This is a genomic window from Vibrio nigripulchritudo (assembly GCF_027924785.1).
Taxonomy (GTDB): Bacteria; Pseudomonadota; Gammaproteobacteria; order Enterobacterales; family Vibrionaceae; genus Vibrio; species Vibrio nigripulchritudo.
The window spans coordinates 15908-37713 of record NZ_AP027049.1; the positions used below are offsets into that span (position 1 = coordinate 15908).

General features: G+C 48.9%; 20 protein-coding genes. 3 read left to right on the forward strand and 17 right to left on the reverse strand.

Features of this window, described 5'->3' with window-relative positions:
* The first annotated feature begins 133 nt into the window (after positions 1 to 133).
* Positions 134 to 1087 (forward strand): LysR family transcriptional regulator, encoded by a 954-nt coding sequence (locus tag QMG91_RS00080; protein ID WP_281828104.1) that lies wholly within the window; start codon positions 134 to 136, stop codon positions 1085 to 1087.
* A gap of 47 nt (positions 1088 to 1134) precedes the next feature.
* On the opposite strand, the gene acuI is transcribed toward QMG91_RS00080, so the two are convergent.
* The 17 genes from acuI to fadB form a co-directional block, all read right to left on the reverse strand.
* Positions 1135 to 2115 (reverse strand): acrylyl-CoA reductase (NADPH), encoded by a 981-nt coding sequence (gene acuI, locus QMG91_RS00085; protein WP_281828105.1) that lies wholly within the window; start codon positions 2113 to 2115, stop codon positions 1135 to 1137.
* Between the two features lie 129 nt (positions 2116 to 2244).
* On the reverse strand, positions 2245 to 3000 hold the full coding sequence (phnP, locus tag QMG91_RS00090; RefSeq protein WP_281828106.1) for a phosphonate metabolism protein PhnP: 756 nt from the start codon (positions 2998 to 3000) through the stop codon (positions 2245 to 2247).
* Positions 2991 to 3566, reverse strand: coding sequence for a ribose 1,5-bisphosphokinase (gene phnN / locus QMG91_RS00095; protein WP_004400187.1), 576 nt, complete (start codon positions 3564 to 3566; stop codon positions 2991 to 2993). Before phnN ends, phnP begins: the two co-directional genes overlap by 10 nt.
* 28 nt (positions 3567 to 3594) lie before the next feature.
* Positions 3595 to 4731 carry an alpha-D-ribose 1-methylphosphonate 5-triphosphate diphosphatase gene (gene phnM, locus QMG91_RS00100; protein ID WP_281828107.1) on the reverse strand — a complete coding sequence of 379 codons (1137 nt, stop codon included), beginning with the start codon at positions 4729 to 4731 and terminating at the stop codon, positions 3595 to 3597.
* A 28-nt stretch (positions 4732 to 4759) separates the two neighbouring features.
* Positions 4760 to 5476, reverse strand: coding sequence for a phosphonate C-P lyase system protein PhnL (gene phnL, locus QMG91_RS00105; RefSeq protein WP_004400185.1), 717 nt, complete (start codon positions 5474 to 5476; stop codon positions 4760 to 4762).
* Between the two features lie 4 nt (positions 5477 to 5480).
* Positions 5481 to 6305, reverse strand: coding sequence for a phosphonate C-P lyase system protein PhnK (phnK, locus tag QMG91_RS00110; RefSeq protein WP_022591064.1), 825 nt, complete (start codon positions 6303 to 6305; stop codon positions 5481 to 5483).
* Positions 6299 to 7213, reverse strand: a complete 915-nt coding sequence (locus tag QMG91_RS00115) for an alpha-D-ribose 1-methylphosphonate 5-phosphate C-P-lyase PhnJ (RefSeq protein ID WP_281828108.1) — start codon at positions 7211 to 7213, stop codon at positions 6299 to 6301. The genes phnK and QMG91_RS00115 overlap by 7 nt, the downstream gene beginning before the upstream one ends.
* Positions 7206 to 8300, reverse strand: coding sequence for a carbon-phosphorus lyase complex subunit PhnI (locus QMG91_RS00120; protein WP_281828109.1), 1095 nt, complete (start codon positions 8298 to 8300; stop codon positions 7206 to 7208). The genes QMG91_RS00115 and QMG91_RS00120 overlap by 8 nt, the downstream gene beginning before the upstream one ends.
* Positions 8291 to 8902 carry a phosphonate C-P lyase system protein PhnH gene (gene phnH / locus QMG91_RS00125; protein WP_022597413.1) on the reverse strand — a complete coding sequence of 204 codons (612 nt, stop codon included), beginning with the start codon at positions 8900 to 8902 and terminating at the stop codon, positions 8291 to 8293. Before phnH ends, QMG91_RS00120 begins: the two co-directional genes overlap by 10 nt.
* The gene (gene phnG / locus QMG91_RS00130; protein WP_281828110.1) at positions 8899 to 9354 is read right to left on the reverse strand and encodes a phosphonate C-P lyase system protein PhnG; all 456 of its coding nucleotides are present in this window, start codon (positions 9352 to 9354) and stop codon (positions 8899 to 8901) included. The genes phnH and phnG overlap by 4 nt, the downstream gene beginning before the upstream one ends.
* A 2-nt stretch (positions 9355 to 9356) precedes the next feature.
* A complete protein-coding gene (gene phnF / locus QMG91_RS00135) occupies positions 9357 to 10052 on the reverse strand; it encodes a phosphonate metabolism transcriptional regulator PhnF (RefSeq protein ID WP_281828112.1) in 696 nt (231 codons plus the stop codon).
* 56 nt (positions 10053 to 10108) lie between these two features.
* Positions 10109 to 10891: a phosphonate ABC transporter, permease protein PhnE gene (gene phnE / locus QMG91_RS00140; RefSeq protein ID WP_038124668.1), complete on the reverse strand. Its 783-nt coding sequence runs from the start codon at positions 10889 to 10891 to the stop codon at positions 10109 to 10111.
* A gap of 78 nt (positions 10892 to 10969) precedes the next feature.
* The gene (gene phnD / locus QMG91_RS00145) at positions 10970 to 11965 is read right to left on the reverse strand and encodes a phosphonate ABC transporter substrate-binding protein (RefSeq protein WP_004400177.1); all 996 of its coding nucleotides are present in this window, start codon (positions 11963 to 11965) and stop codon (positions 10970 to 10972) included.
* Between the two features lie 2 nt (positions 11966 to 11967).
* Positions 11968 to 12837, reverse strand: coding sequence for a phosphonate ABC transporter ATP-binding protein (gene phnC / locus QMG91_RS00150; protein WP_022549492.1), 870 nt, complete (start codon positions 12835 to 12837; stop codon positions 11968 to 11970).
* Positions 12838 to 13104: 267 nt separating this feature from the next.
* A complete protein-coding gene (locus QMG91_RS00155) occupies positions 13105 to 15738 on the reverse strand; it encodes a leucine-rich repeat domain-containing protein (RefSeq protein ID WP_281828113.1) in 2634 nt (877 codons plus the stop codon).
* 346 nt (positions 15739 to 16084) lie between these two features.
* Positions 16085 to 17251 carry an acetyl-CoA C-acyltransferase FadA gene (fadA, locus tag QMG91_RS00160; protein ID WP_281828114.1) on the reverse strand — a complete coding sequence of 389 codons (1167 nt, stop codon included), beginning with the start codon at positions 17249 to 17251 and terminating at the stop codon, positions 16085 to 16087.
* 25 nt (positions 17252 to 17276) lie between these two features.
* Entirely contained in the window at positions 17277 to 19448 is a 2172-nt protein-coding gene (gene fadB / locus QMG91_RS00165) for a fatty acid oxidation complex subunit alpha FadB (RefSeq protein WP_281828115.1), read from the reverse strand.
* Between the two features lie 207 nt (positions 19449 to 19655).
* On the opposite strand from fadB, the gene QMG91_RS00170 reads away from it, so the two are divergent.
* Together QMG91_RS00170 and QMG91_RS00175 are read left to right on the forward strand one after the other, a co-directional pair.
* Positions 19656 to 20276 carry a YigZ family protein gene (locus QMG91_RS00170; RefSeq protein ID WP_045966233.1) on the forward strand — a complete coding sequence of 207 codons (621 nt, stop codon included), beginning with the start codon at positions 19656 to 19658 and terminating at the stop codon, positions 20274 to 20276.
* Between the two features lie 51 nt (positions 20277 to 20327).
* On the forward strand, positions 20328 to 21785 hold the full coding sequence (locus tag QMG91_RS00175; RefSeq protein ID WP_004400170.1) for a TrkH family potassium uptake protein: 1458 nt from the start codon (positions 20328 to 20330) through the stop codon (positions 21783 to 21785).
* The last annotated feature ends 21 nt before the right edge of the window (positions 21786 to 21806 follow it).

Consider the following 21806-nt stretch of genomic DNA (forward strand, 5'->3'; position numbering starts at 1 on the left):
TGAAAGGCGGGATTTTTTTTACTTTTTATTTACAAGTTTGTTAATTTTTCACGTTAACTCACTTGATCTTGATTTGAATCTTATTTTGCTGCCTCTGGTATTATGAAGCTTTTACATAAGTCGAGTAAACGCTTTGGAACTGGAAGATATTTATCGCCGAGATTTAAATTTGCTGGTAGCACTTCGCGTGATCATTGAAGAAGGCAGTGTGAGTCGTGCTGCCGAACGGCTCAACTTGAGCCAATCCGCGATGAGTCGTGTACTGGGCCGATTGAGAGACATGGTGGGAGATCCACTGTTTATCCGGCAAGGTCAGCATCTGATGCCGACCGAAAAAGCCCTTACGCTGAATCAATCTCTTAACGAGCCACTTGAAGCGTTACGCTCACTTCTGACACCGGAAGAATTTGACCCAGAAACCTGCGATCAAACCTTTACCATCGCCACAACCGACTACGCCATGCAAACCATACTGCCGTTTGCACTGCCACGGATTTATCAAGAAGCCCCGCAAGTTAAGTTTGAATTCATTCCGTTACTTCATGATCAGTTGCCACAACAACTGACCCATCACGGAGCGGATTTGGCGATATGTCGCCCGATTGGTCCGGTGGAACCTTTAAACAGCGATGTGCTTGGTCGAGTGGGGGTGTCTTGCCTGGTTTCTAAGCATCATCCGATTGCAGACCAGAAAATGACGCTCACAGATTATCTTCAATATCCTCATGCGATGATTGCGATCAGCGATGGTGTGAAAGCGTTACTCGATCAGGCATTGGTGGACCAACCTTCTCGGAACATGGTTTTACGTGCCTATCATTTGGAAGCTGCTCTGGCGATTGTCGATACGTTACCACTGATCATCACAGTACCAGCCGATTTAGCCTATTTGGTTGCAGAGCGTTACGACCTAGTAGTGAAGCCACTGCCGTTTGAGTTTACGCCATTTGAATATTCAATGATCTGGCATCCCAGATGCGAACATTCTCCCGCGCAAGAATGGCTTCGTGCAGTGGTTAAACAAGAATGCAGCAAGCTGATTGCTAAGCGGGTGGAAGATTTAGGGTTGGACAATAAGAGTAACTAGAATAAAAACGCCAGCATAAATGCTGACGTTTCTTGAAGATTGAATTTTTATGGCTTGATCACCACTCGCCCCGTTACCTGACCGTTGGTAATGTCTTCCGCGTATTTCGCTGCATCATTCAAGGTGACTTCTGTACAAGCCTGTTCGTAGTAGCTTTCTGGCAGCAGTTCGGTCAGTTTCTCCCACGCAGCGACACGCTTTTCGTAAGGGCAGTACACCGAATCCACACCTTGAAGCCTAACGTTTCTCAAAATAAACGGCATTACAGTGGTTGGCAGATCAAAACCGCCCGCCAAGCCGCAAGCGGCAACGGTGCTGTTGTAATCCATCTGTGCCAGCACTTTTGCCAGCATTTTGCTGCCCACGGTGTCGATTGCGCCAGCCCAGATTTGTTTTTCAAGCGGGCGAGCAGGTTCTTCGAATTCGCTGCGTTCAATGACTCGGGCTGCGCCAAGCTTTTCGAGCAAAGGTCCATTTTCTTCGACGCGACCGCTGACCGCAGCCACTTTGTAGCCGAGCACGCTCAGTAAATTGGTAGCCACAGATCCGACACCACCGCTGGCACCAGTCACTAAAATCTCACCGTCTTCAGGTTTTACGCCACCGTCTAGAATAGCCTGAACACACAGCATAGAGGTTAATCCAGCAGTACCGACCATCATAGCTTGCTTGCTGCTTAAGCCTTTAGGTAGCGGAACCAGCCAGTCGGCTTTCAAACTGGCTTTTTGCGCCATGCCACCCCAGTGATTTTCGCCCACTCCCCAGCCGGTAAGGACCACCTGATCGCCATTTTGGTAGCGCTCGTCGGAAGAAGACAAGACCGTTCCTGCTAAATCGATCCCTGGCACCATAGGAAACTGACGGATGATTTTCCCTTTGCCTGTAATGGCGAGTCCGTCTTTGTAGTTTAAGGAAGAGTAATCGACCTCGATCACCACATCGCCTTCTGGCAACTGCGAATCGTCCAACGACTCAATGGTCGCAATGGTCTTTTTGTCTTCTTGGTTCAGTACGAGAGCTTGGAACATAGTCTTCTCCACAATAGTGAGGGTTGCTGGCAAAGCCATGCATGTATTGATAATCCCTAGTTTAAGCTCGGTTTATCTATGAAAAAAATGACACTTTAGCATTATAGGTATGCAAAAAGTGCATGCTCATCACAGATGAAAAGATTGGTTGTCTTTGGCGAGGAAAAAAGAAGAAGAGAACTGGTTTGAATTTTCCATTGCCCAGCAGTCCAGCTCGTGGCTGATATGAATTAGCCCCATTTTGGAAATGGTGAGCTGCTGTTTGATGGACTGTGCCAGCAGGATGTCATTGTGATTTCGGGGTGGAGAGTCCGGCATCGGTGGGTGGTTGCAATCCATCAGTACCAAATCCAGAGGTTTGTCTTTCAAAAATGCGTGTGTGTTTTTAGGCAGCCCGACCGTGTCAGTCAGATAGGCGAATGTTTTGCCTTGCCACTCGAAGAGATAACCAAAACAGGGTTTGGAATGTGAAAGCGGTACGGGTGTAATGGTGATGCCTTCCCACTCAAAAGGCTCAAACGCTTTCAGTGCCTGAAATTCTAATAGCCCAGGGTGTTTGTATAAATCATCACACCCGTATTTGTCCGGTGGCGACAGCACTGGAATGAGTTGCCCTTTCCCCCAGCGCAAATCAAACAGCGATTGCACGTGGTCCATATGGAAATGGGTCAGCAAGATGGTATCGATGCTGCCCGCAGGAAAACGCTCAAGCAGGTGAGGGTGGTTGGCATCCAGCAACAGGGTTTTGCCGTTATGTTCGATATAAGCGGAGGTTTTGCCCCGTCGGAAAGCGCGGTTTTCTTTCGCCCGCCCACAGGCAACGCAATCGCAGCCATAAACCGGAACATGCCCAGTATTACCCGTGCCCAATAGGGTTAGCTGCATAGACGTGTTTCCTTTTGCCATTGCTTTATATGTTTAAACTTGAGAATAAACTGTTCCACACTGCTTTGAAGTGTATCACTGTTGTCGATGACCAAGGCATTGGCAGGCATTTTTTGCTGATATTGAATGGCGCGATCGATTCTGGCATCAATTTCCGCCTCGCTTTCTCTTCCTCGCGCTTGCAGTCGCTGTTTCAACTGGTGAGTGTTAACATCAATCCACACAGGTTGGATACAGGTGGCAAATCGCTTTAGGGCTTCGGGGTAGTAGGCACGCGACCCATTCAGAAAGACGTCCTGACCTTGGCTTAACCAGTGTTCGATTTCTTTTCCTACCCCATAAAACAAGCCGTTGGCTTGCCAATGCATGGCGAACAACTCTGACTGGATGCGTTGCTGGAACTCCTCCGGTGTCAGTGCGACGTGGTTTTCATTTCCACTGTCTGCTCGCCTTGTGATGTATCGATGCGCTACTTGTGCTGAGAGCCTGGCATCCTCCCGAATCGCCTGAATCACGCTGTCTTTTCCGCTTCCCGATGCACCCATCACATAAAAGAGTGTCGCCATTGTTTTCTCCCACATTCATTGAATTAGCTTAGTACGCGGTCTGTCCTTTGCACCATGCACGCTTGACGTAGGCTTGCCCTGCAACCTGCTCAACCAGAATCAGATCGGCGCGTTTGCCTTCTCGGATTTCACCACGATCGTGCATGCCTAAAGCGTCCGCAGGGTTGGCTGTAGCGAGTTTCACCGCAGCAGGTAGATCCAGTGTGTTGCGTTCGTCTTCTGCCAGTTTGAATACGGAATCCAGCAGGCTTAACGGGAAATAGTCGGAAGAAAGCACATCCAGCACCCCCATGCTCGCCAGTTCGTGAGCGGCGACGTTACCAGAGTGCGACCCACCGCGAACCACGTTAGGTGCCCCCATCAGAACGTGTAACCCAAGCTGGTGGGAACGCGTTGCCGCTTCCACGGTAGTCGGAAACTCGGCCAGCACCAAGCCGAGATCGTGGGATTCTTCCACGTGCGCGTTGGTCGCATCGTCGTGGCTCGCCATCGGGATACCGCGTTCACGGCACAGTTCAGCAATGGCTTTGCGGTTGGTATCCGACCATTGCTCCGAAAGACGTCGCTGCTCGGCTTCGTAGGTTTGCATCTCGGCATCGTTTAAGCCGTATTTGCCTTGGTAATACTCGTAGTATTTTTGAAGATTGACGAACTGGCGCTGACCGGGCGAATGATCCATCAAAGAGACCATTTTCACCTGCGGTAACCCCAGATACCGCTCCGCCAGCCCATAAGTGGAAGAGTGGGGCAGCTCACAACGGATATGGAGGAAATGCTCCGCGCGATTCACGCCTCGACGCTCTGATTCCACCAAAGTGTCGATCATCTTGTCGAGATAATCCTGCCTTGTACCGCCATCGCGTACGTCGCCAACGGCAACAGCATCCAGTACAGTGGTGATGCCAGAGCCAATCAGCTGTGCATCGTGCGCCGCCATGGCAGAAAACTCTGGCCAACTCACTTTCGGGCGAGGGGTAAAATACTTTTCCAGATTATCGGTGTGAAGTTCAATCAACCCTGGCAGCAACCAATGACCTTGCCCGTTAAGGCAATTAGGATCGCTATCCAAGCCTTCTGAGACGGACGTTATGGTGTGATTATCGATTTCAACGGTGCCATAGACAACCGAGTCAGGCAGCACGATATTTACGTTAGTGATTTTCATGGTATGTCTCTTCTATTGCATTGCCTTTTTATTGCAATGTGGCGCAAGGCTGCGGGTTCAAATATGTAGTCGCGGTCTTCACATCAAAGAACTTATCGGCCACGCGCTGGCGAACGTATTCATCGTGGAAAATGCCGACGATCGTGGCACCGCGTGCTTTGGCTTCCAGAATCAGGTTGATCACCACATCGCGGTTTTTCTCATCCAGCGATGCTGTAGGCTCGTCAAGCAGAAGAATCGGAGCATCGACGATAAAGCCTCGCGCAATATTGACCCGTTGCTGCTCACCACCTGAGAAGGTCGCGGGGGCTAAGTGCCACAAGGTTTCTGGCACATTAAGGCGAGTGAGCATTGCAGCCGCTTTTTGCTGAGCTTGTTCTTCATCCACGCCGCGCTCCAGCAAAGGTTGCATCACCACCTCTAAGGCGGAAATACGGGGAATTACTCGCAGGAACTGGCTCACCCAGCCTAAACTGTGCTGGCGCACTTGGAGTATCTGCCTTGGAGAGGCGTTTGCGATGTCTACCCACTGTTCATTGCTGTAAACCCGAATCGACCCGCTGTTGACGATGTAGTTGGCGTACAACGCTCGAAGTAGAGTGGACTTACCCGAACCGGATTCGCCATGCAGGACCAAACATTCGCCTTGATCGACTTCAAAGCTGACCGAATTCATAACGGGTAAGGTGATGCCTTGCTGGTTGTGGAGCACAAAGCTTTTACTGATATTTTCGACTCTTAACATGGGGCTATCCTTGAAGCACAGAAGACACCAACAACTGGGTGTAAGGGTGTTGAGGATCGTCCAATACCTGATCGGTAATCCCGGTTTCGACAATGCGGCTTTCTTTCATCACGATCAGGCGGTCAGCCAGTAGCCTTGCGACGGCCAGATCGTGGGTGACAATAATCACGGACAGCCCAAGATTGGTGACCAGATTGCGAATCAGGTCGAGTAGCCTTGCCTGAACGGACACATCGAGCCCGCCAGTCGGTTCATCCATAAACACCAGTTTGGGGTGGGTGACCAAGTTGCGTGCGATTTGTAGCCGTTGCTGCATACCGCCGGAAAACGTAATTGGAGAGTCATCAATGCGATCAAGCGGTATCTCTACATCGTGCAGCCACTTTTCTGCCTGAGCACGGATCTGACCATAGTGGCGATCGCCAATCGCCATTAGCCTTTCTCCAATATTGCCCCCCGCAGACACGCGGGGTCTTAGCCCATCCATTGGATGCTGATGAACCACGCCCCACTCAGTACGCAGCAATCGGCGGCGTTCTCGGTCGGGTTGGTTGTACAGGTCAATCGCGGAGTCACCATTGTGGTAGCCCACATGACCAGCATCGGGCATTTCTCTTCCCGACAATACGCGTAGCAAGGTACTTTTCCCTGAGCCGGATTCGCCGACAATGCCCAATACCTCGCCCGGATACAGTTCCAGATTGATGCTCTGACAGCCTTTGCCCGGTGAGTAGAGTTTGGATAATTCCGTGACTTTCAAAAGAGGCGATTCATTTACTTGGCTCTCGACAACAGACGAAGGAGAGACACATTCTGCGTGATTTAACATGACAATTTCTCCTGTTGCTCAGCGCAATAATCAGTATCGGAACAAACGTACATTCGGCTGCCTTGGTCATCGGTCACTACTTCGTCAAGGAAGGTATGCGTTGCCCCACAAAGGGCACACGGCTCTTCCCAGCGTTGCACTTCAAATGGGTGGTCTTCGAAATCGAGGCTTTTTACGTCGGTAAATGGAGGGATGGCATAAATGCGCTTTTCCCGACCGGCTCCGAACAGTTGCAGCGCCGACATGCGATCCATTTTCGGGTTGTCGAATTTTGGAATCGGAGACGGGTCCATGATGTAGCGCTGGTTCACCTTGACTGGGTAGGCGTAAGAGGTCGAGATGTGCCCGTAACGGGCTATGTCTTCATAAAGTTTCACGTGCATGATCCCGTATTCACTTAGCGCGTGCATTTTGCGAGTTTCCGTGTCTCTCGGCTCTAAGAAGCGCAATGGCTCTGGAATCGGCACTTGATACACCAGAATTTGCCCTTCTTTGAGTGGCTTTTCTGGAATGCGGTGGCGCGTTTGGATAATGCTGGCGGCATCGGTTTTCTCTGTGGTATCGGCGTGAGCGACTTTTTCAAAGAATTTGCGAATCGATACTGCATTGGTGGTGTCGTCTGCTCCTTGGTCAATCACCTTGAGCGTGTCGTCGGTACCGATAATGGACGCAGTAATCTGTATACCGCCTGTGCCCCAACCATAAGGCATAGGCATCTCGCGACCGCCAAAAGGCACTTGATACCCCGGAATGGCAACGGCTTTTAAAATGGCTCGACGAATCATGCGTTTTGTCTGCTCATCGAGGTAGCCGTAGTTGTAGCCCTGTATTGCCTGAGTATTATCCGTCAGAGCAAGCTCAGGCGTGTCTTGTATTGATGCATGGCTTTGTTGTGTCGAATTACTCATGGTCTGATTCTTCCTGCTGGGTTTGGCGTAATTCATATTCCTTCTGAAGTTTGCGTATCAGCTCCAACTCCGACTGGAAGTCCACGTAGTGCGGCAGCTTGAGGTGGGAAACAAAGCCAGCGGCTTCGACATTGTCGCCATGAGACAACACAAACTCCTGATCTTGCGCGGGTCCTTGTACCTGTTCATCCAGCTCTTCCGCTTGCAAGGCACGATCAACCAGTGCCATCGACATGGCTTTGCGCTCTGCAGCGCCAAACGCCACGCCATAACCGCGGGTAAATTGAGGCCTGACGGTTTTTGAGCCGGCAAATCCATTGATCATCTGGCATTCCGTAAGTTCGATATCGCCAATGTCGATATCAAATCCCAGTTCTTCAGGGCAGAGAGATACCGTGACTTGCCCGGTGCGGATCTCGGCAGCGAAAGGGTGGTTTCGCCCGTAGCCTCGCTGAGTTGAGTAGCCCATCGACAGCAAGAAGCCTTCATCGCTACGCATCAACTGCTGCAATCGGGCGCTGCGGGTTGCCGGATACGTCGGAGGGTGCAGGGTAATGTCTTCTGCCGTTTCCCCTTCGTCGAGTTCTTGTTTGGCTAAGCCCTGATGCTCCAATATCGACATCACTTGCGGGCAGGCTTCCAGCTCGTTTGCGATGTCTTGGGTCTCTATTTCAGAAGTGTCGCTTTCAGCCAATAGCGAGAAGTCCAACAGGCGATGGGTGTAATCCAGCGTTGGACCTAAGACCTGCCCGCCGGGTAAATCTTTAAACGTGGCGGAAATACGGCGTTCGATTTCTATATTGCTGGTGTCAATTGGATTACTGGTGGCGAAGCGAGACAGCGTGGTGCGATAGGCGCGCAACAGAAAAATGGCTTCAATCATGTCGCCACTGGCTTGCTTGAGTGCCAGACCAGCCAGCTGGGTATCGTAGATGCCCCCTTCGGTCATCACGCGATCGACCGCGCCACTCAATTGTTCTTCGATTTGGCTGACGCTCAGCTCTGCTCCTGTTCCTCGACGCTTTTTGTCTTGGAGTTTGTGTGCCGACTCAATGGCTTTTTCGCCGCCTTTTACTGCTACGTACATGGCGAACTCTCCGTGTTTAATTGGGTGATTTGGGTTGTGCGAGGCAGTGCCATCAGTTCGCAACCGCAGGTAAGCAATACATCGATACCCAATGGTTGAGATGAGTGAATGGCTTGAATCTGTGCCAACAAATCCGGATGAATGCCTTCAACCTGAATGTTCTTGTGCCCATCAATGCCCGGACCTTGTAGAGACAAAGGTGTCCCTTTTTGTAAACTGCTGACCTGAATCAGTAGGGTGGTGCTGGTTTCTGGAAATTCAGCGCTGCCCCAGCAAAAGTCGTTTACGTTCATGGTTTGCTGATGATCCAATAGCGCGAAGCTGGCGCTTTCAGCAGGTGATGTCAGTGGTGCATTGGCGTGAAACTGCAGGTTCTGTGTTAGCTCTGTGTCTTCGAGAAAGTTTTCAGATAACCAAATCGGTGTGGTGCTGTCAGACAACGCCAATAAAATCTGTGTAGTTGCACTGTTCGCGCCGCCAAACGATAAATCGCTTGGCATGGTTTGAGTGCTACCAGGCATCGACACGGCATTTAATACCAGACGGAAAACGCATTGGGCATCGTGAATCGGGTCGTTAAAACCGGGTTTTACGAACTTCATTCGTCTTCTCCTCTCACCATGGTGAAGAATTCCACTTTGCTGGTGGCAATTTGCTGGCGTCTTGCGCGAACGTGTTCTTCCATCGTGGCCATTAAGGGTTCAATAATCTGTCGTTGCAAAGCAGTGCCGTAAGTTGGGGTTTGCATCAAGGCATCGATCAGCGCGGCAAGGTGCGCATGTTCTTTGTTGCGACCTTTGACGTAGCTGTAACCCATCTCACCTTCCGCCAGTTTGATTACACTGCGCGTGACGGTCATGTCGCCCATGTTGAATGGGTTTCCTGTGCTGCCCATCCGGGACTGAACCTGAACTAAGCCAGTTTCCGGAGCGCGAATTACCTGATGGTCGGGTGATAGATTTAGCGGCTCCCACAGTTTTTTAAGGTGCAAGAAGTCGGTCCGAGCGAGAACTGACATCCAGCTCTGTCGCTCCGACTGTGTCGTCGTGCTCATGGTTAATGCTCCAATACGATTTCAATCATGTCCGAGCGGGTGTAGGAGCAAGAATATTCCATGACCTGTTCAGTCTGGCTTGCCACATTCACCGTTCGGAAAATAATCAGCGGAATGTTCTCCGAGAGTTTGAGTTGCTTTCGTTCCTGCCGATTGGGCATGCGTGAACGAAGCTTGGTGGATTGACGGATAAGTTCCGTATCCAATTGCTGGTGGAGGTAGTTGTGCAGCGAACCACTCTCAAAATATTGCAACGGTCCCCACCAGTCGGTGTTAGGGAGATAATGCTCAATCAAGCTGCATGGCAATCCGTCAATCACTCTGAGTGTGGTGAGCTTGATGAGCTGAGCATCCAGCTCAATGTTCAGAACTTTGGCTAGGTGTTCACTGGCGGTGATCAATTGACGGCTCAATACTTCGCACCTTGGCATATAGCCTTGCTTGGTCAGGTTGTGCGTGAAGTACGCGCCCTGATTGAGCGGGTAGGCGTAAGGCTGACGAATGACCTGATTGCCTCTGCCTTGCTGTCGTTCAATCAACCCGCAAAAGACCAGCTCATCAATGGCGCGCCTGACGGTATGGCGGTTGACCTGAAACCGGTCTGCCAGACGCGACTCGGAAGGAAGAAAGTCGCCCACTTTAAACCGGCTGTGTACTTCCTGTTCGAGCTGTTTGGCGATGTCCATATAGAGTTGCATGGGGTTGTCCTCCAACCAACGCTGCCTAGTTGTCTAGACAAGTTCAGACAAATTTTTTAGATGTACGCCTTGCGAATGTGCTGAGAGGCGAAGTCAATCAGGCTCACTGTCACAATGATGACCAGCATGATGGCGGCGGTTTGCTGGAACTGGAATCCGCGAATGGCTTCCCAAAGCAGCACCCCGATACCCCCTGCGCCCACCATGCCGACAACGGTTGCCGAGCGAACGTTGGATTCAAACCGATACAAGGTAAATGAGATCCAGAGAGGCAATACTTGTGGAATTACGCCATAAATGACTTCTTCCAGCTTGTTGGCTCCGGTTGCACGCACCCCTTCAACAGGTCCCAAATCAATGGCTTCTACCGCCTCAGAAAACAGTTTGGCAAGCACACCAGTGGTGTGGACAAACAATGCTAAGACGCCAGCAAAAGGCCCCAGGCCCACCGCGACCACAAACAGCATGGCAAACACCATTTCATTGATGGCACGCGCCGCGTCCATCAAGCGACGAGTTGGTTGATAAACCCAAGCTGGCACAATGTTGTCGGCACACATCAGCCCAAGTGGGATAGAGAAAATAACCGAGAGGACGGTGCCCCAAATCGCTATCTGAATGGTGATTAAAGTTTCTTCCACATACAGGTCCCAATGTGAAAAATCGGGGGGAAAGAAATCACTGGCGAGTTCTGCCATGTTGCTGGAGTCGGCGATGAGTTGAACCGGGTTCATCTCCGCACCTTGCCACGCCCAAGCCAGTATCAGAGCGATGACCATCAGGCTCACTAGCTGTTTCAGCTTCTGACTGAGGCTCTGGTGGGTGTTTAAGGCATCCATTGAAATATTGGTGTCCATGTTTGTTCTCATTTTTCTTTGTTAGAAGTGGGGCAGGTTCGCCCCACTTGGGTTTGAGTGTTATTCCATGGCATCCAAAGCCGCCATTTGACGGTTCAGCGCAGCCAGTTCTGACTTCACGCTGTTGGCTTCTTCCATCTGAGATTTGTCCAACTTCTTATCGGTCGCGAGCTTGTTAAGCTGTTTAAACAGAGCCAGTTGGCGGATTGGGAGAAGTTGAAGATCTGAAGAGGCTTTGAACGGCGCCCAGTCAAGCTCTTTCAACACCGCTACTTCTTTTGCGTTGCCGGTTGTGCCATACGTCATAAAGAAATCGTAAACCGCGGTTTTGGTTGCTTCTGGCAGGTTCTTACGCCATACGATTGGGTCAGCTGGAATCAGTGGAGATTTCCAGATGACTTTGATGTTTTTGAATTTGTCTGGGTTGTTACGCTCGAAACGACGTAAGTTTTCAGTGTTGTTGGTCGCGACATCCACTTGCTTGTTGGCAACCGCAAACAGGTTTACTTCGTGGCTAGAATTCAAAGTACGCTTGAATTCAGTTGGCTGAACGTTGTTTTTTGCAAACACATAGTAAGACGGAACCAGGAAGCCAGATGTTGAGTTTGGATCACCATTACCAAACGCCAGGTTTGAGCGGTTTTTCAACATGTCTTCAACTGAGTTAATTGGGCTGTCTTTGTGTGTAACCAATAGGCTCCAGTACCCTGGGTTTCCTTCTACATCGACAGTCTGAGCAAAAATCTCTCCGCCCGCGCGGTCAACAGCTTCCATGGCAGACTTATTGCCATACCATGCGATATCGACCTTGTTGAAACGCATGCCTTGAATGATGCCTGCGTAATCGGGAGCGAAGTAAGCTTTCACTTCAACGCCCAGTTTTTTGCTCATATCATCCAAAAATGGTGTCCATGATGCTTTTAGGTTTTGCTGAGATTCGGTCGAGATGATGCCGAAGTTCAGAGTTTTCAGAGGGGCTTCCTCTGCCCATGCTGGCGCAAGCGCCGTTGCTGCTAAAGCGATACCCACTGAGATCTTACGAAGTACACGTAACATGTTCAGATTCCTTTTGACTGAATGTTGACTGTAGGTTGATTAAGTTCAATTGCTGGCGAAGGAGCCGGTGAACCTGCGAAGTTGCCTTCCACAATCACGCCCGCTTCTTCTGTTTTTCCGCGATACAGCGCTTCAAGCTGGCTCGATGTCAGCCCGTTGCTACTGCCTTGGTAAAAAATGTGCCCATCCCGCAGAGCGATAACATGCTCACAATAGTTAAGTGCATGCTCGACCTGATGAAGTGTCACAATGACAGGGATGTTTTCTTGTTGATTGATCTGCTGAAGTAATTCCATCACCACACGAGACGATTCGGGATCGAGTGAGGCAATAGGTTCATCGGCGAAGATGATTTTGGCGTCCTGCATCAGTGCTCTTGCAATGGCGACGCGTTGTTGCTGACCACCAGAAAGGGTAGAAACTCGCTGATGCGCAAAGCTTGCCATGCCGACGCGATCAAGTGCTTCCAGTGCCTTGCGTTTCTGTTCTATGGTGAATTGCCCGCTGACGGTTCTCCACCAAGGTGTTTCGCTAAGCGCCCCTATCAAAACGTTGGTCATGACAGACAGGCGATTGACCAGATTGAATTGCTGAAAGATAAAGCCAGCTTGCGAGCGAGTGGCGCGGATCTGCTTATTCACTTTGCCCGACTGTTGAACGGGCTGACCCATAATACGGATGTCACCCGACGCGTCGGTTTTGTCGCCAGCCATTAACCCGTTGAGGTGGCGCAGCAGAGTCGACTTTCCCGACCCCGAAGGACCCAATAGCGCCGTCATACCACGGTGCGTGAGATCCAGATTGATACTGTTCAGTGCACGGTTTTTGCCAAATGTTTTATTTAAATCCGTGACGGTAACGATGCTGTCCATAGAGCGAACCTTCTGTTTTGTTCGGCTCTATCCTGCTAGCGTGAAATGACGGTTTTATTGCAGCGAAATGTCAGAAAAATGCAGCGAAATATTGGTAATTCGCTTAAAAGTCTGTTGTTAAAAGGCTTGATAAGAGATGTCTAGACAAGTGTGGACAGTTGTCTAGATAGGTGTTTCATCAAAAGTTCATGGAATAGCGTGAAAAGCTTGAAGTGAGGCTGGTTTTGAAGATGCTACCTCCAACCGAAGTTGGAGGTAGCGATGTGACTAAGGGGTCGGAGTATAAGGGTCGTAACCACATTGCCCTTCGCTGGTGGCTTGGGTGTAGGTTATTGCATCGAGGTATTCAAATTCAGATGCGTATTGATCCAAAGTATCTTTCGTACTTTGGGTGAAGGGGTTGTCATAAACAGACACACACCTCAACCATTTGTTTTTACTGATATCTAGATTACTGATTGCATTGTCTCCCAGGTGCAAGGATATGAGTCGCTCAAGAGAGTTAATTTCTAAATCAGCAAGCTGGTTTCCTGCTGCATACAGGAATTTCAGGTTTGGATATTGTGTGATTGGCAAATCAGTTAACGTATTAAAGCTGACTCTCAGATCGCCCAGTACACTTTTTTCAGTTGGGAGTGTGAGTGAACTCAATTGACTGGCACTAGCATGCAGTAGGTATAAGTTTGAAGCACCAGTAACATCCAGCGAGCTGAGCTGTGTTTTGTTTAGCTTCAAAGTAGACAATTCCGGCATGGCGCTCAAATCAAAAGACGTTATTGGGTTATCGGATAAATCCAACGACTTCAATTTCGTGTGGTTATGTCCATTGAATGAGCTTAGGTTTTTTGAAGCCACAGACAGTGAAGTCAGTTCGGTTAGGTGGCTAAAGTCTATGTTTGCATTGCCTGAGTTGCTTATGTGCAGAGCGGTTAGTGTGGTATTTTGGCTTAAATCTGCTGAGGTCAATGGATTATCAGAAGCGTTTACGAATGTAAGTACACTATTGGATGACAAGTCTAGGTTGGTAAGCTGATTTTGACCAACGTTCAATGAAGTCAGTTTAGGGCTGTTAGAAACATCTAAGCTGGTTAGAGCGTTGCCCTGTAAGTCTAAGGTTGAAAGTTGAGTTTGTTTACTGAGATCTATTTGTGTCAGGCTACTTTTCGGTAGCTTTAGATTTGTAAGTGATGTTATTCCATCTAAGTCAATGCGCTGAAGTCGACCATAAACCTGGACAGACGTGAGTGTGTTGGTTTTTGGTAAAGTAATGGCATTGATAGTTGTCGTCTCTATATCAACAATTTCTAACGAAAGGCTTCTTGATAGATCAATGGATGATATGGAAGTGCCTACTACGCTCAACTCTTTTAGGTGTGTTAGAACTGTAGCATCGAGTTGAGATATTGCAGATGATAGCTTTAGCCTCAAGGTGTCTATTGCATTACTGTTTGTTAAATCGATACTTTTTATGTAGTTACTACGTTTTATTAAATCTACATGTTTAAGTTTAGGGTTATTGGATAGATCTACGTTATTGAAGTCGTATCCAGAAAATGTAGTGCTTACATTGGTTAGTTGTGGGTTGTTTGTAATATTTACTGTTCCCTGCCCGCGACCAAGAATTACGGTTTTTAATTCTGGGAGATTGGAAATAGTGACATCTCTGGTTCTGCTATATCTATCGGAAGTTAAGTTCAATGAATTCAACTTTGGATGTGCTCCAATTATAAATTCTCCTGATCCCATATATCGTAGATTAACGCGCAGAGAGGCTAGCTCTGTAAGCTTCTCGAATTCAGGCTCATACGAACTTCGACTACACCCATAATCAGTGACTTCATCGATGAACTTCCAATTATTTGTATTTGCTAAATAGTTCATGCAACTCTCGTTTATCGAGTTTTGGAAGTTGAGACTTTCTATTAAATTACCAGCGTTTTGGACTGTTACATCGACGGAACTTGACCCCGTCTCCCCTTCATTATCCGTCGCTGTAACTTTGAACGTCAGGGTTTCTTCTCTGTTTAGGGTTGGAGAAGTGAAGCTTAAGGATTGCGAATCCGGGTTAGCAATTGTGACGTTCGTTCCCGAGGTTTGCTCCCAGCGATAGGATTCGATGCTGCCATCTCTATCGTAGGCAGAAGCCGCAATAGTCACGGGTTGGTTAATATCTGTGGTCACATCACCAATAAACTGAAATGCAGGCGCTTGGTTAGGCTGTACAAGCACTCGTGCTGGCTGGCTGGTCGTTGCACCTTGGTTATCTGTGACGGTGAGCTGAAACTCTAGCCACTCAGCTTGAGTAATTGACGGCGCAGTAAAGGAAAGTTGCGCAGTGTCCGAGTTGGTCAATGTGACACTGGTACCAAATCGCTGTACCCACTGGTACTTCACTATATGACCGTCTAAGTCGTAAGCGTTGCCTGTAATACTGGCACTGACATTGGGTCTAAAGGTTTGAGTCGCAAAAGGAGCAATAGTTGGTGCACGGTTTGTGGAGATTGTTGCATTTACGGTGACAGTGACTGTTTCACTGCTTACTGCCCCTTGGGTATCTGTTACTGTCAGCTTGAATACTAGAGTCTGCTGTTGTGAGGTAGAGGGGGCGACAAAAGACACCATAGTGCCACTGATATCAGAAAGAGTGACGGCTGGACCTGAAACTTGTTCCCATTTGTATGATGCAATACCGCTATCTGAGTCGGAAATGTTAGCAGACAGAATGACAGTTTGAGCGCCTGACACCACTTTGTCGCCATTTGTGGTTATCACGGGAGCCACATTTGGTGTTGAAGGAGTATTAGGTGTAGAAGGGGTTGACGGTGTCGAGCTGTCTCCTCCTCCACAAGCTGCTAATAGCAATGGCGCCGCGATCAGTGTTGCGGTTTTAATAATGTTCATGGTACCTAGCCTTTGAATACTTAAGTATTTCTAAATTTTTGATACCCGCACTTTCAGTGCCCTGTACACATAACAGGGGTAAGTGAGGGTTCAAAGCCAACAAATGATTTAGTCGTTAGAATTATTATTAGACTGCCTAACGGTGTTTTGATGATATTGCGCTTGTAACTATTTGAATTTATATGGCAATGATCAATATAAGCGCAGTTTATAATCTCTGACAGTTAGAAACTATGTTCATATCAACGGGAATGATAAAAGCGTGAAGTGACTCTAATTCGTTGTTTGATAATAGAAAGCCAGCGTTTGAACGCTGGCTTTGTTGATTCTAGGAGGTAGGTGAACTTCAATCGACTCGTTCAAACACCGTTGCGATGCCCTGTCCGAGACCGATGCACATGGTCGCAAGACCGTATTTGGCGTCTTTTGCTTCCATTAAATTGATCAAGGTTGTCGAGATACGAGCGCCTGAACAACCCAGTGGGTGACCCAATGCAATAGCGCCTCCGTTAAGGTTCACTTTCTCGTCAACCACATCCAGTAAGCCTAAGTCTTTCGCACATGGTAACGATTGGGCTGCAAAGGCTTCGTTTAGCTCTACCACATCCATATCTTCGATAGAAAGACCAGCACGCTTAAGTGCTTTTTTGGTCGCAGGAACTGGACCGTAACCCATGATGGATGGATCACAGCCTGCAACCGCCATAGAGCGAATGCGCGCACGAATGTTCAATCCAAGTTCCTTGGCCTTGCTTTCACTCATCACCAGCATGGCTGAAGCACCATCCGACAGGGCAGATGATGTCCCTGCGGTTACCGTACCGTTTGCTGGGTCAAATACTGGGCGAAGCTGAGATAATCCGTCGACGGTTGTTTCTGGACGAATCACTTCATCGTAATCCAGCATCATCAACGAGCCATCGGGTGCATGACCTTCGGTCGGCAAGATTTCATTTTTGAACCTGCCTTCTTGCGTGGCAGCGTAGGCGCGAGCGTGAGAACGTGCTGCAAACTCATCTTGCTGCTCTCGGCTGATGCCATGAAGTTTACCCAGCATCTCAGCCGTTAAACCCATCATCCCCGCGGCTTTGGCCACATTTTTGGATAAGCCAGGGTGGAAGTCAACGCCGTGCGTCATAGGGACGTGCCCCATGTGCTCAACGCCGCCAATCAGGCAGATATCGGCATCGCCCACCATGATAGCGCGCGATGCATCGTGCAGTGCTTGCATGGAAGAGCCACACAAACGGTTCACCGTCACCGCGCCTACTTCAATAGGCAATCCAGCGAGCAGCGCGGCGTTTCTCGCGACGTTAAACCCTTGCTCTAGGGTTTGTTGAACACACCCCCAGTAAACGTCTTCAATTTCAGATGGGTTAACCTGAGGGTTACGCTCTAAGATTCCTTTCATCAGATGTGCAGAGAGATCCTCTGCACGGACATTGCGAAATGCCCCGCCTTTGGAGCGACCCATTGGGGTTCGAAGGCAATCAACGATCACTACATTGTTCATTTTAAGATTCCTTTTCCAAAGAGGGTTATAACGTGCCAGCTTGTTGAGTTTGGTAGAAGCTTTCGCCTCTTTCTGCCATGTCGATCAGCATTTGTGGTGGCTGATACATAGCACCAAGGTCCGCGTATGGTTTTGCCATTGCTACAAACTCGGCAATACCGATGCTGTCTAGGTAGCGGAAGACACCACCTCGGAATGGTGGGAAACCTAATCCGTACACCAATGCCATGTCGGCTTCTTGAGGAGAGGCGATAATACCTTCTTCTAAACACAACACGACTTCGTTAATCATAGGAATCATCATACGTTGCATGATGGTGTCTTCGTCAAAAGCTTGTTGATCAGCACAGACAGAGGAAATAACAGAGAGGATTTCATCGCTGAATGTTTTCTTTGGTCTGCCTTTTTTATCTAAGCTGTATTGGTAAAAACCTGTGCCGTTTTTCTGACCGTAGCGCTCCGATTCAAACAGCGCATCGATCACATCTTTGCCTTCTTTCCCCATTCGTTCCGGGAAGCCTTCTGCCATAACAGCCTGGGCGTGATGAGCGGTATCAATCCCGACCACATCAAGCAAATACGCCGGACCCATTGGCCAGCCGAATTTGCGCTCCATGACTTTGTCGACTTTGGTGAAGTCGGCACCATCGCGCAGCAATTGACTGAATCCGCCGAAGTACGGAAAGAGCACGCGGTTGACGAAGAATCCCGGGCAATCGTTGACTACGATCGGGGATTTACCCATTTTCGCAGCGTACGCCACAACGCGATTGATGGTCTCTTCTGAGGTGTGCTCACCTCGGATAATTTCGACGAGAGGCATGCGATGTACCGGATTGAAGAAGTGCATGCCACAGAAGTTCTCTGGTCGCTTCAGCGACTTTGCCAACAAGTTGATGGGGATGGTTGAGGTGTTGGAGGTGATCACCGTGTTGTCATCGACCAATGTTTCCACTTCGCTTAACACTGCCGCTTTGACTTTCGGGTTTTCTACGACTGCTTCTACGATGACATCGGAATTCTCAATGCCTGTATAGTGCAAGCTTGGGGTAATCGAAGCCAGAATTCCAGACATCTTAAACCCGTCGATGCGACCACGAGACAGACGCTTGTTCAGCAGTTTCGATGCTTCCGTCATACCTAGGTCGAGCGATGCCTGTGCGATGTCTTTCATCATCACTGGCACGCCTTTCAGAGCCGATTGGTAAGCGATGCCGCCCCCCATGATGCCAGCGCCGAGTACCGCGGCACGTGCTGTATCTTTCGATGCGGACTTGGCGGATTTCTTCGCCAGCCCTTTGATATATTGGTCATTCAGGAACAAACCAACCAAAGATTTGGCTTCTTCTGATTTGGCGAGCTTAACAAAGTGTTTGCGTTCAACATCAAGCGCTTCGTCTCTTGCGCTGCGAGCCGCTTCTTCAATCGCGACTACTGCTGTCATCGGTGCCGGGTAATGTGGTCCTGCTTTTTGCGCGACCAAGCCCTTAGCCATGGTAAAGCTCATCATGGCCTCCATTTTGCTCAAGGTGAGGGCTGATGTTTTCTGGTGACGGCGGCTTTGCCAGTCCAGTGTGCCGTCTGCGGCTTGGGAAACAGTCGTGATTGCCGATTGGCGAAGCGATTCGGTATCCACTACGGCGTCCAGAAGCCCAACTTTTAACGCTTCATCAGCTCGGCAAGCTTTACCCTGTGTGATGATTTCCATGGCGCTGTCTGCGCCGATAACACGAGGCAACCTGACGCAGCCACCAAAGCCTGGCATGATGCCTAACTTGGTTTCTGGTAGTCCAATGCTGGTAGTGGTATCACCAATACGAAAATCGGTAGCCAAAACGCATTCACAACCACCGCCCAGAGCGTGACCACTCATTGCTGATAGAGTCGGAACGGGCAAATCTTCCAACTTACTGAAAATACTGTTTGCAAACTGCACCCACTGGTCCAGTTCGTCTTCAGGTTTTGCAAACAAGCCAAGAAATTCGGTGATATCCGCACCCACAATAAAGCTGTCTTTATCCGAGGTGAGAATCAGCCCTCTCAAGCCTGAATGGTCTTTAAGTGCATCCAGCGCCTGATCGAGAGATTCTAAAGTAGCAAGGTCGAGCTTATTGACTGAGTCTGGAGAGCAAAAGCTAAGCTCGGCGATGCCGTCTTTCAGTTCCTTTACTTGTAGAGTATTTGATTGGTAAATCATGTCTAACTCCGCGATACGCAATCCAAGATTGCTTGAGAGAGTGAATGTTATAGTTATGTTGTCATATTGTTCGACTTTGTAAGTTTGCGCTGACTTTTGGCTAATTTCAATACATTTTCAAACGCGTGTTTGATTTTTGTCGAGTTGTACACTTTTTGTAATGTCACGTGATACACTTCGCCCCCCTTGAAAGCGGACCTATGTGCCATGAATTTGCTCCCATTTTTAATACCAGCCGAACCTGCGATATTCGAAGAAGAGATCAAAAAGAGTATTTTCATTACTCATCTGGCGCATACCCCTTCCATCGAACATGCCAAAGCGTTCATTGATTCAGTTAAAACAGAACACGCTTCTGCACGTCACAACTGCTGGGGTTTTGTCGCAGGCCGACCGGAAGACTCCATGAAATACGGGTTCAGTGATGATGGTGAACCGTCAGGAACGGCAGGGAAACCGATTCTGGCTCAGTTATCGGGTTCTGGTGTTGGCGAAATCAGTGCGGTGGTAACGCGTTATTCCGGCGGGATTAAGCTGGGAACTGGTGGCTTAGTGAAAGCATACGGTGGCGGTGTGCAGCAAGCCCTTAAGCTGCTTCAAACAATAGAGAAAAAAATAACCACAAATCTTAAGCTAAGGTTAGACTATTCGTTTATGCCCATAGCTCAGACTTTAATGGAAGCCTATCAAGCGGTTCAGGTTGATGCGCAATACGGTGAGGCCATTGAGGTCATCGTTGAAATTGAAGTGAGCCAAGTGGACGGGTTTACCCAGGCTGTTATAAATAAAAGTGGCGCTAAAGCATCTGTCACACCAATAGAAAATTAGGTCAACAGACCCTAGATTAGGAATCAAAGAAGCTCTGCTTCTGAAGCAAGAATGCAATTTCGTTCAATTATCCGTATCGTCGGCTTGTTACTCGCGTTGTTTAGCGTATCCATGCTGGCGCCCGCCTTTGTCGCACTTATCTATCGAGATGGTGCAGGTGTGCCTTTTGTGACCACCTTTTTCGTTCTGTTGATCGCGGGCGGATTTTTCTGGTTCCCTAATCGTCATCACAGACACGAACTCAAAGCCCGAGATGGCTTTCTTATTGTGGTGCTATTCTGGACGGTAATCGGCAGTGCGGGTGCGCTGCCTTTTCTCATCTCCGACACTCCGGACATCTCGGTGACCGACGCCTTTTTCGAATCCTTTTCTGCTCTAACTACCACGGGAGCAACAGTGCTGGTGGGGTTAGATGACTTACCCAAAGCGATACTCTTTTACCGACAGCTTCTTCAATGGTTTGGTGGAATGGGAATCATCGTATTAGCCGTCGCGATTCTTCCAGTACTGGGGATCGGTGGTATGCAGCTTTATCGTGCGGAGATTCCTGGTCCAGTCAAAGACAGTAAGATGACTCCGCGCATTGCCGAAACTGCCAAAGCGCTTTGGTACATCTATTTAAGTTTGACCATTGCCTGTGCCGCCGCATTCTGGCTGGCGGGAATGAGCTTGTTCGATGCAATCAGCCACAGCTTTTCAACTATTGCGATTGGTGGGTTTTCAACACATGATGCCAGTATCGGTTATTTCGATAGTACCGCCATTAATATGATCACCGTGGTGTTTCTTCTGATTTCGGCGTGTAACTATTCGCTTCACTTTGCGGCATTTGCGTCTGGTGGCGTGCATCCGAAATACTATTGGAAAGACCCTGAGTTTCGTGCCTTCTTCTTTATACAGGGCATACTCTTCTTAATCTGCTTCTTACTTTTGCTCAAACACCACAGTTATAACTCGGTGTTTGATGCCTTTGATCAGGCACTCTTCCAAACCGTCTCTATTTCGACCACTGCGGGCTTTACCACTACGGGGTTCTCCGAGTGGCCTCTTTTCTTGCCAGTGTTGCTTCTGTTTTCCTCTTTTATAGGAGGGTGCGCAGGGTCAACCGGAGGAGGAATGAAAGTTATCCGCATTCTCTTGCTAACGTTGCAAGGTGCGCGTGAATTAAAGCGCTTGGTTCACCCAAGAGCGGTGTACACCATCAAAGTGGGTGGAACCGCACTATCTCAACGGGTTGTGGATGCGGTGTGGGGCTTCTTCTCAGCATACGCGCTGGTCTTTGTAGTTTGTATGCTGGCACTTATTGCCACAGGTATGGATGAGCTGAGTGCTTTCTCTGCTGTTGCCGCTACACTAAATAACCTAGGTCCTGGTTTGGGTGATGTAGCATTGCACTTTGGCGACATCAACGACACGGCAAAGTGGGTACTTGTGGTTTCTATGCTGTTCGGGCGATTAGAAATATTTACTCTCCTAATTTTGCTGACACCAACTTTTTGGCGTAGCTAACTTCAAAAGAGCGATAAAGGG

What these genes read in the sequence shown, in the direction of transcription:
- acuI (WP_281828105.1), bottom strand. Translation starts at nt 2,115, where the DNA reads ATGTTCCAAGCTCTCGTACTGAACCAAGAAGACAAAAAGACCATTGCG.
- phnP (WP_281828106.1), bottom strand. Translation starts at nt 3,000, where the DNA reads ATGCAGCTAACCCTATTGGGCACGGGTAATACTGGGCATGTTCCGGTT.
- phnN (WP_004400187.1), bottom strand. Translation starts at nt 3,566, where the DNA reads ATGGCGACACTCTTTTATGTGATGGGTGCATCGGGAAGCGGAAAAGAC.
- phnM (WP_281828107.1), bottom strand. Translation starts at nt 4,731, where the DNA reads ATGAAAATCACTAACGTAAATATCGTGCTGCCTGACTCGGTTGTCTAT.
- phnL (WP_004400185.1), bottom strand. Translation starts at nt 5,476, where the DNA reads ATGTTAAGAGTCGAAAATATCAGTAAAAGCTTTGTGCTCCACAACCAG.
- phnK (WP_022591064.1), bottom strand. Translation starts at nt 6,305, where the DNA reads ATGTTAAATCACGCAGAATGTGTCTCTCCTTCGTCTGTTGTCGAGAGC.
- QMG91_RS00115 (WP_281828108.1), bottom strand. Translation starts at nt 7,213, where the DNA reads ATGAGTAATTCGACACAACAAAGCCATGCATCAATACAAGACACGCCT.
- QMG91_RS00120 (WP_281828109.1), bottom strand. Translation starts at nt 8,300, where the DNA reads ATGTACGTAGCAGTAAAAGGCGGCGAAAAAGCCATTGAGTCGGCACAC.
- phnH (WP_022597413.1), bottom strand. Translation starts at nt 8,902, where the DNA reads ATGAAGTTCGTAAAACCCGGTTTTAACGACCCGATTCACGATGCCCAA.
- phnG (WP_281828110.1), bottom strand. Translation starts at nt 9,354, where the DNA reads ATGAGCACGACGACACAGTCGGAGCGACAGAGCTGGATGTCAGTTCTC.
- phnF (WP_281828112.1), bottom strand. Translation starts at nt 10,052, where the DNA reads ATGCAACTCTATATGGACATCGCCAAACAGCTCGAACAGGAAGTACAC.
- phnE (WP_038124668.1), bottom strand. Translation starts at nt 10,891, where the DNA reads ATGGATGCCTTAAACACCCACCAGAGCCTCAGTCAGAAGCTGAAACAG.
- phnD (WP_004400177.1), bottom strand. Translation starts at nt 11,965, where the DNA reads ATGTTACGTGTACTTCGTAAGATCTCAGTGGGTATCGCTTTAGCAGCA.
- phnC (WP_022549492.1), bottom strand. Translation starts at nt 12,837, where the DNA reads ATGGACAGCATCGTTACCGTCACGGATTTAAATAAAACATTTGGCAAA.
- QMG91_RS00155 (WP_281828113.1), bottom strand. Translation starts at nt 15,738, where the DNA reads ATGAACATTATTAAAACCGCAACACTGATCGCGGCGCCATTGCTATTA.
- fadA (WP_281828114.1), bottom strand. Translation starts at nt 17,251, where the DNA reads ATGAACAATGTAGTGATCGTTGATTGCCTTCGAACCCCAATGGGTCGC.
- fadB (WP_281828115.1), bottom strand. Translation starts at nt 19,448, where the DNA reads ATGATTTACCAATCAAATACTCTACAAGTAAAGGAACTGAAAGACGGC.
- QMG91_RS00170 (WP_045966233.1), top strand. Translation starts at nt 19,656, where the DNA reads ATGAATTTGCTCCCATTTTTAATACCAGCCGAACCTGCGATATTCGAA.
- QMG91_RS00175 (WP_004400170.1), top strand. Translation starts at nt 20,328, where the DNA reads ATGCAATTTCGTTCAATTATCCGTATCGTCGGCTTGTTACTCGCGTTG.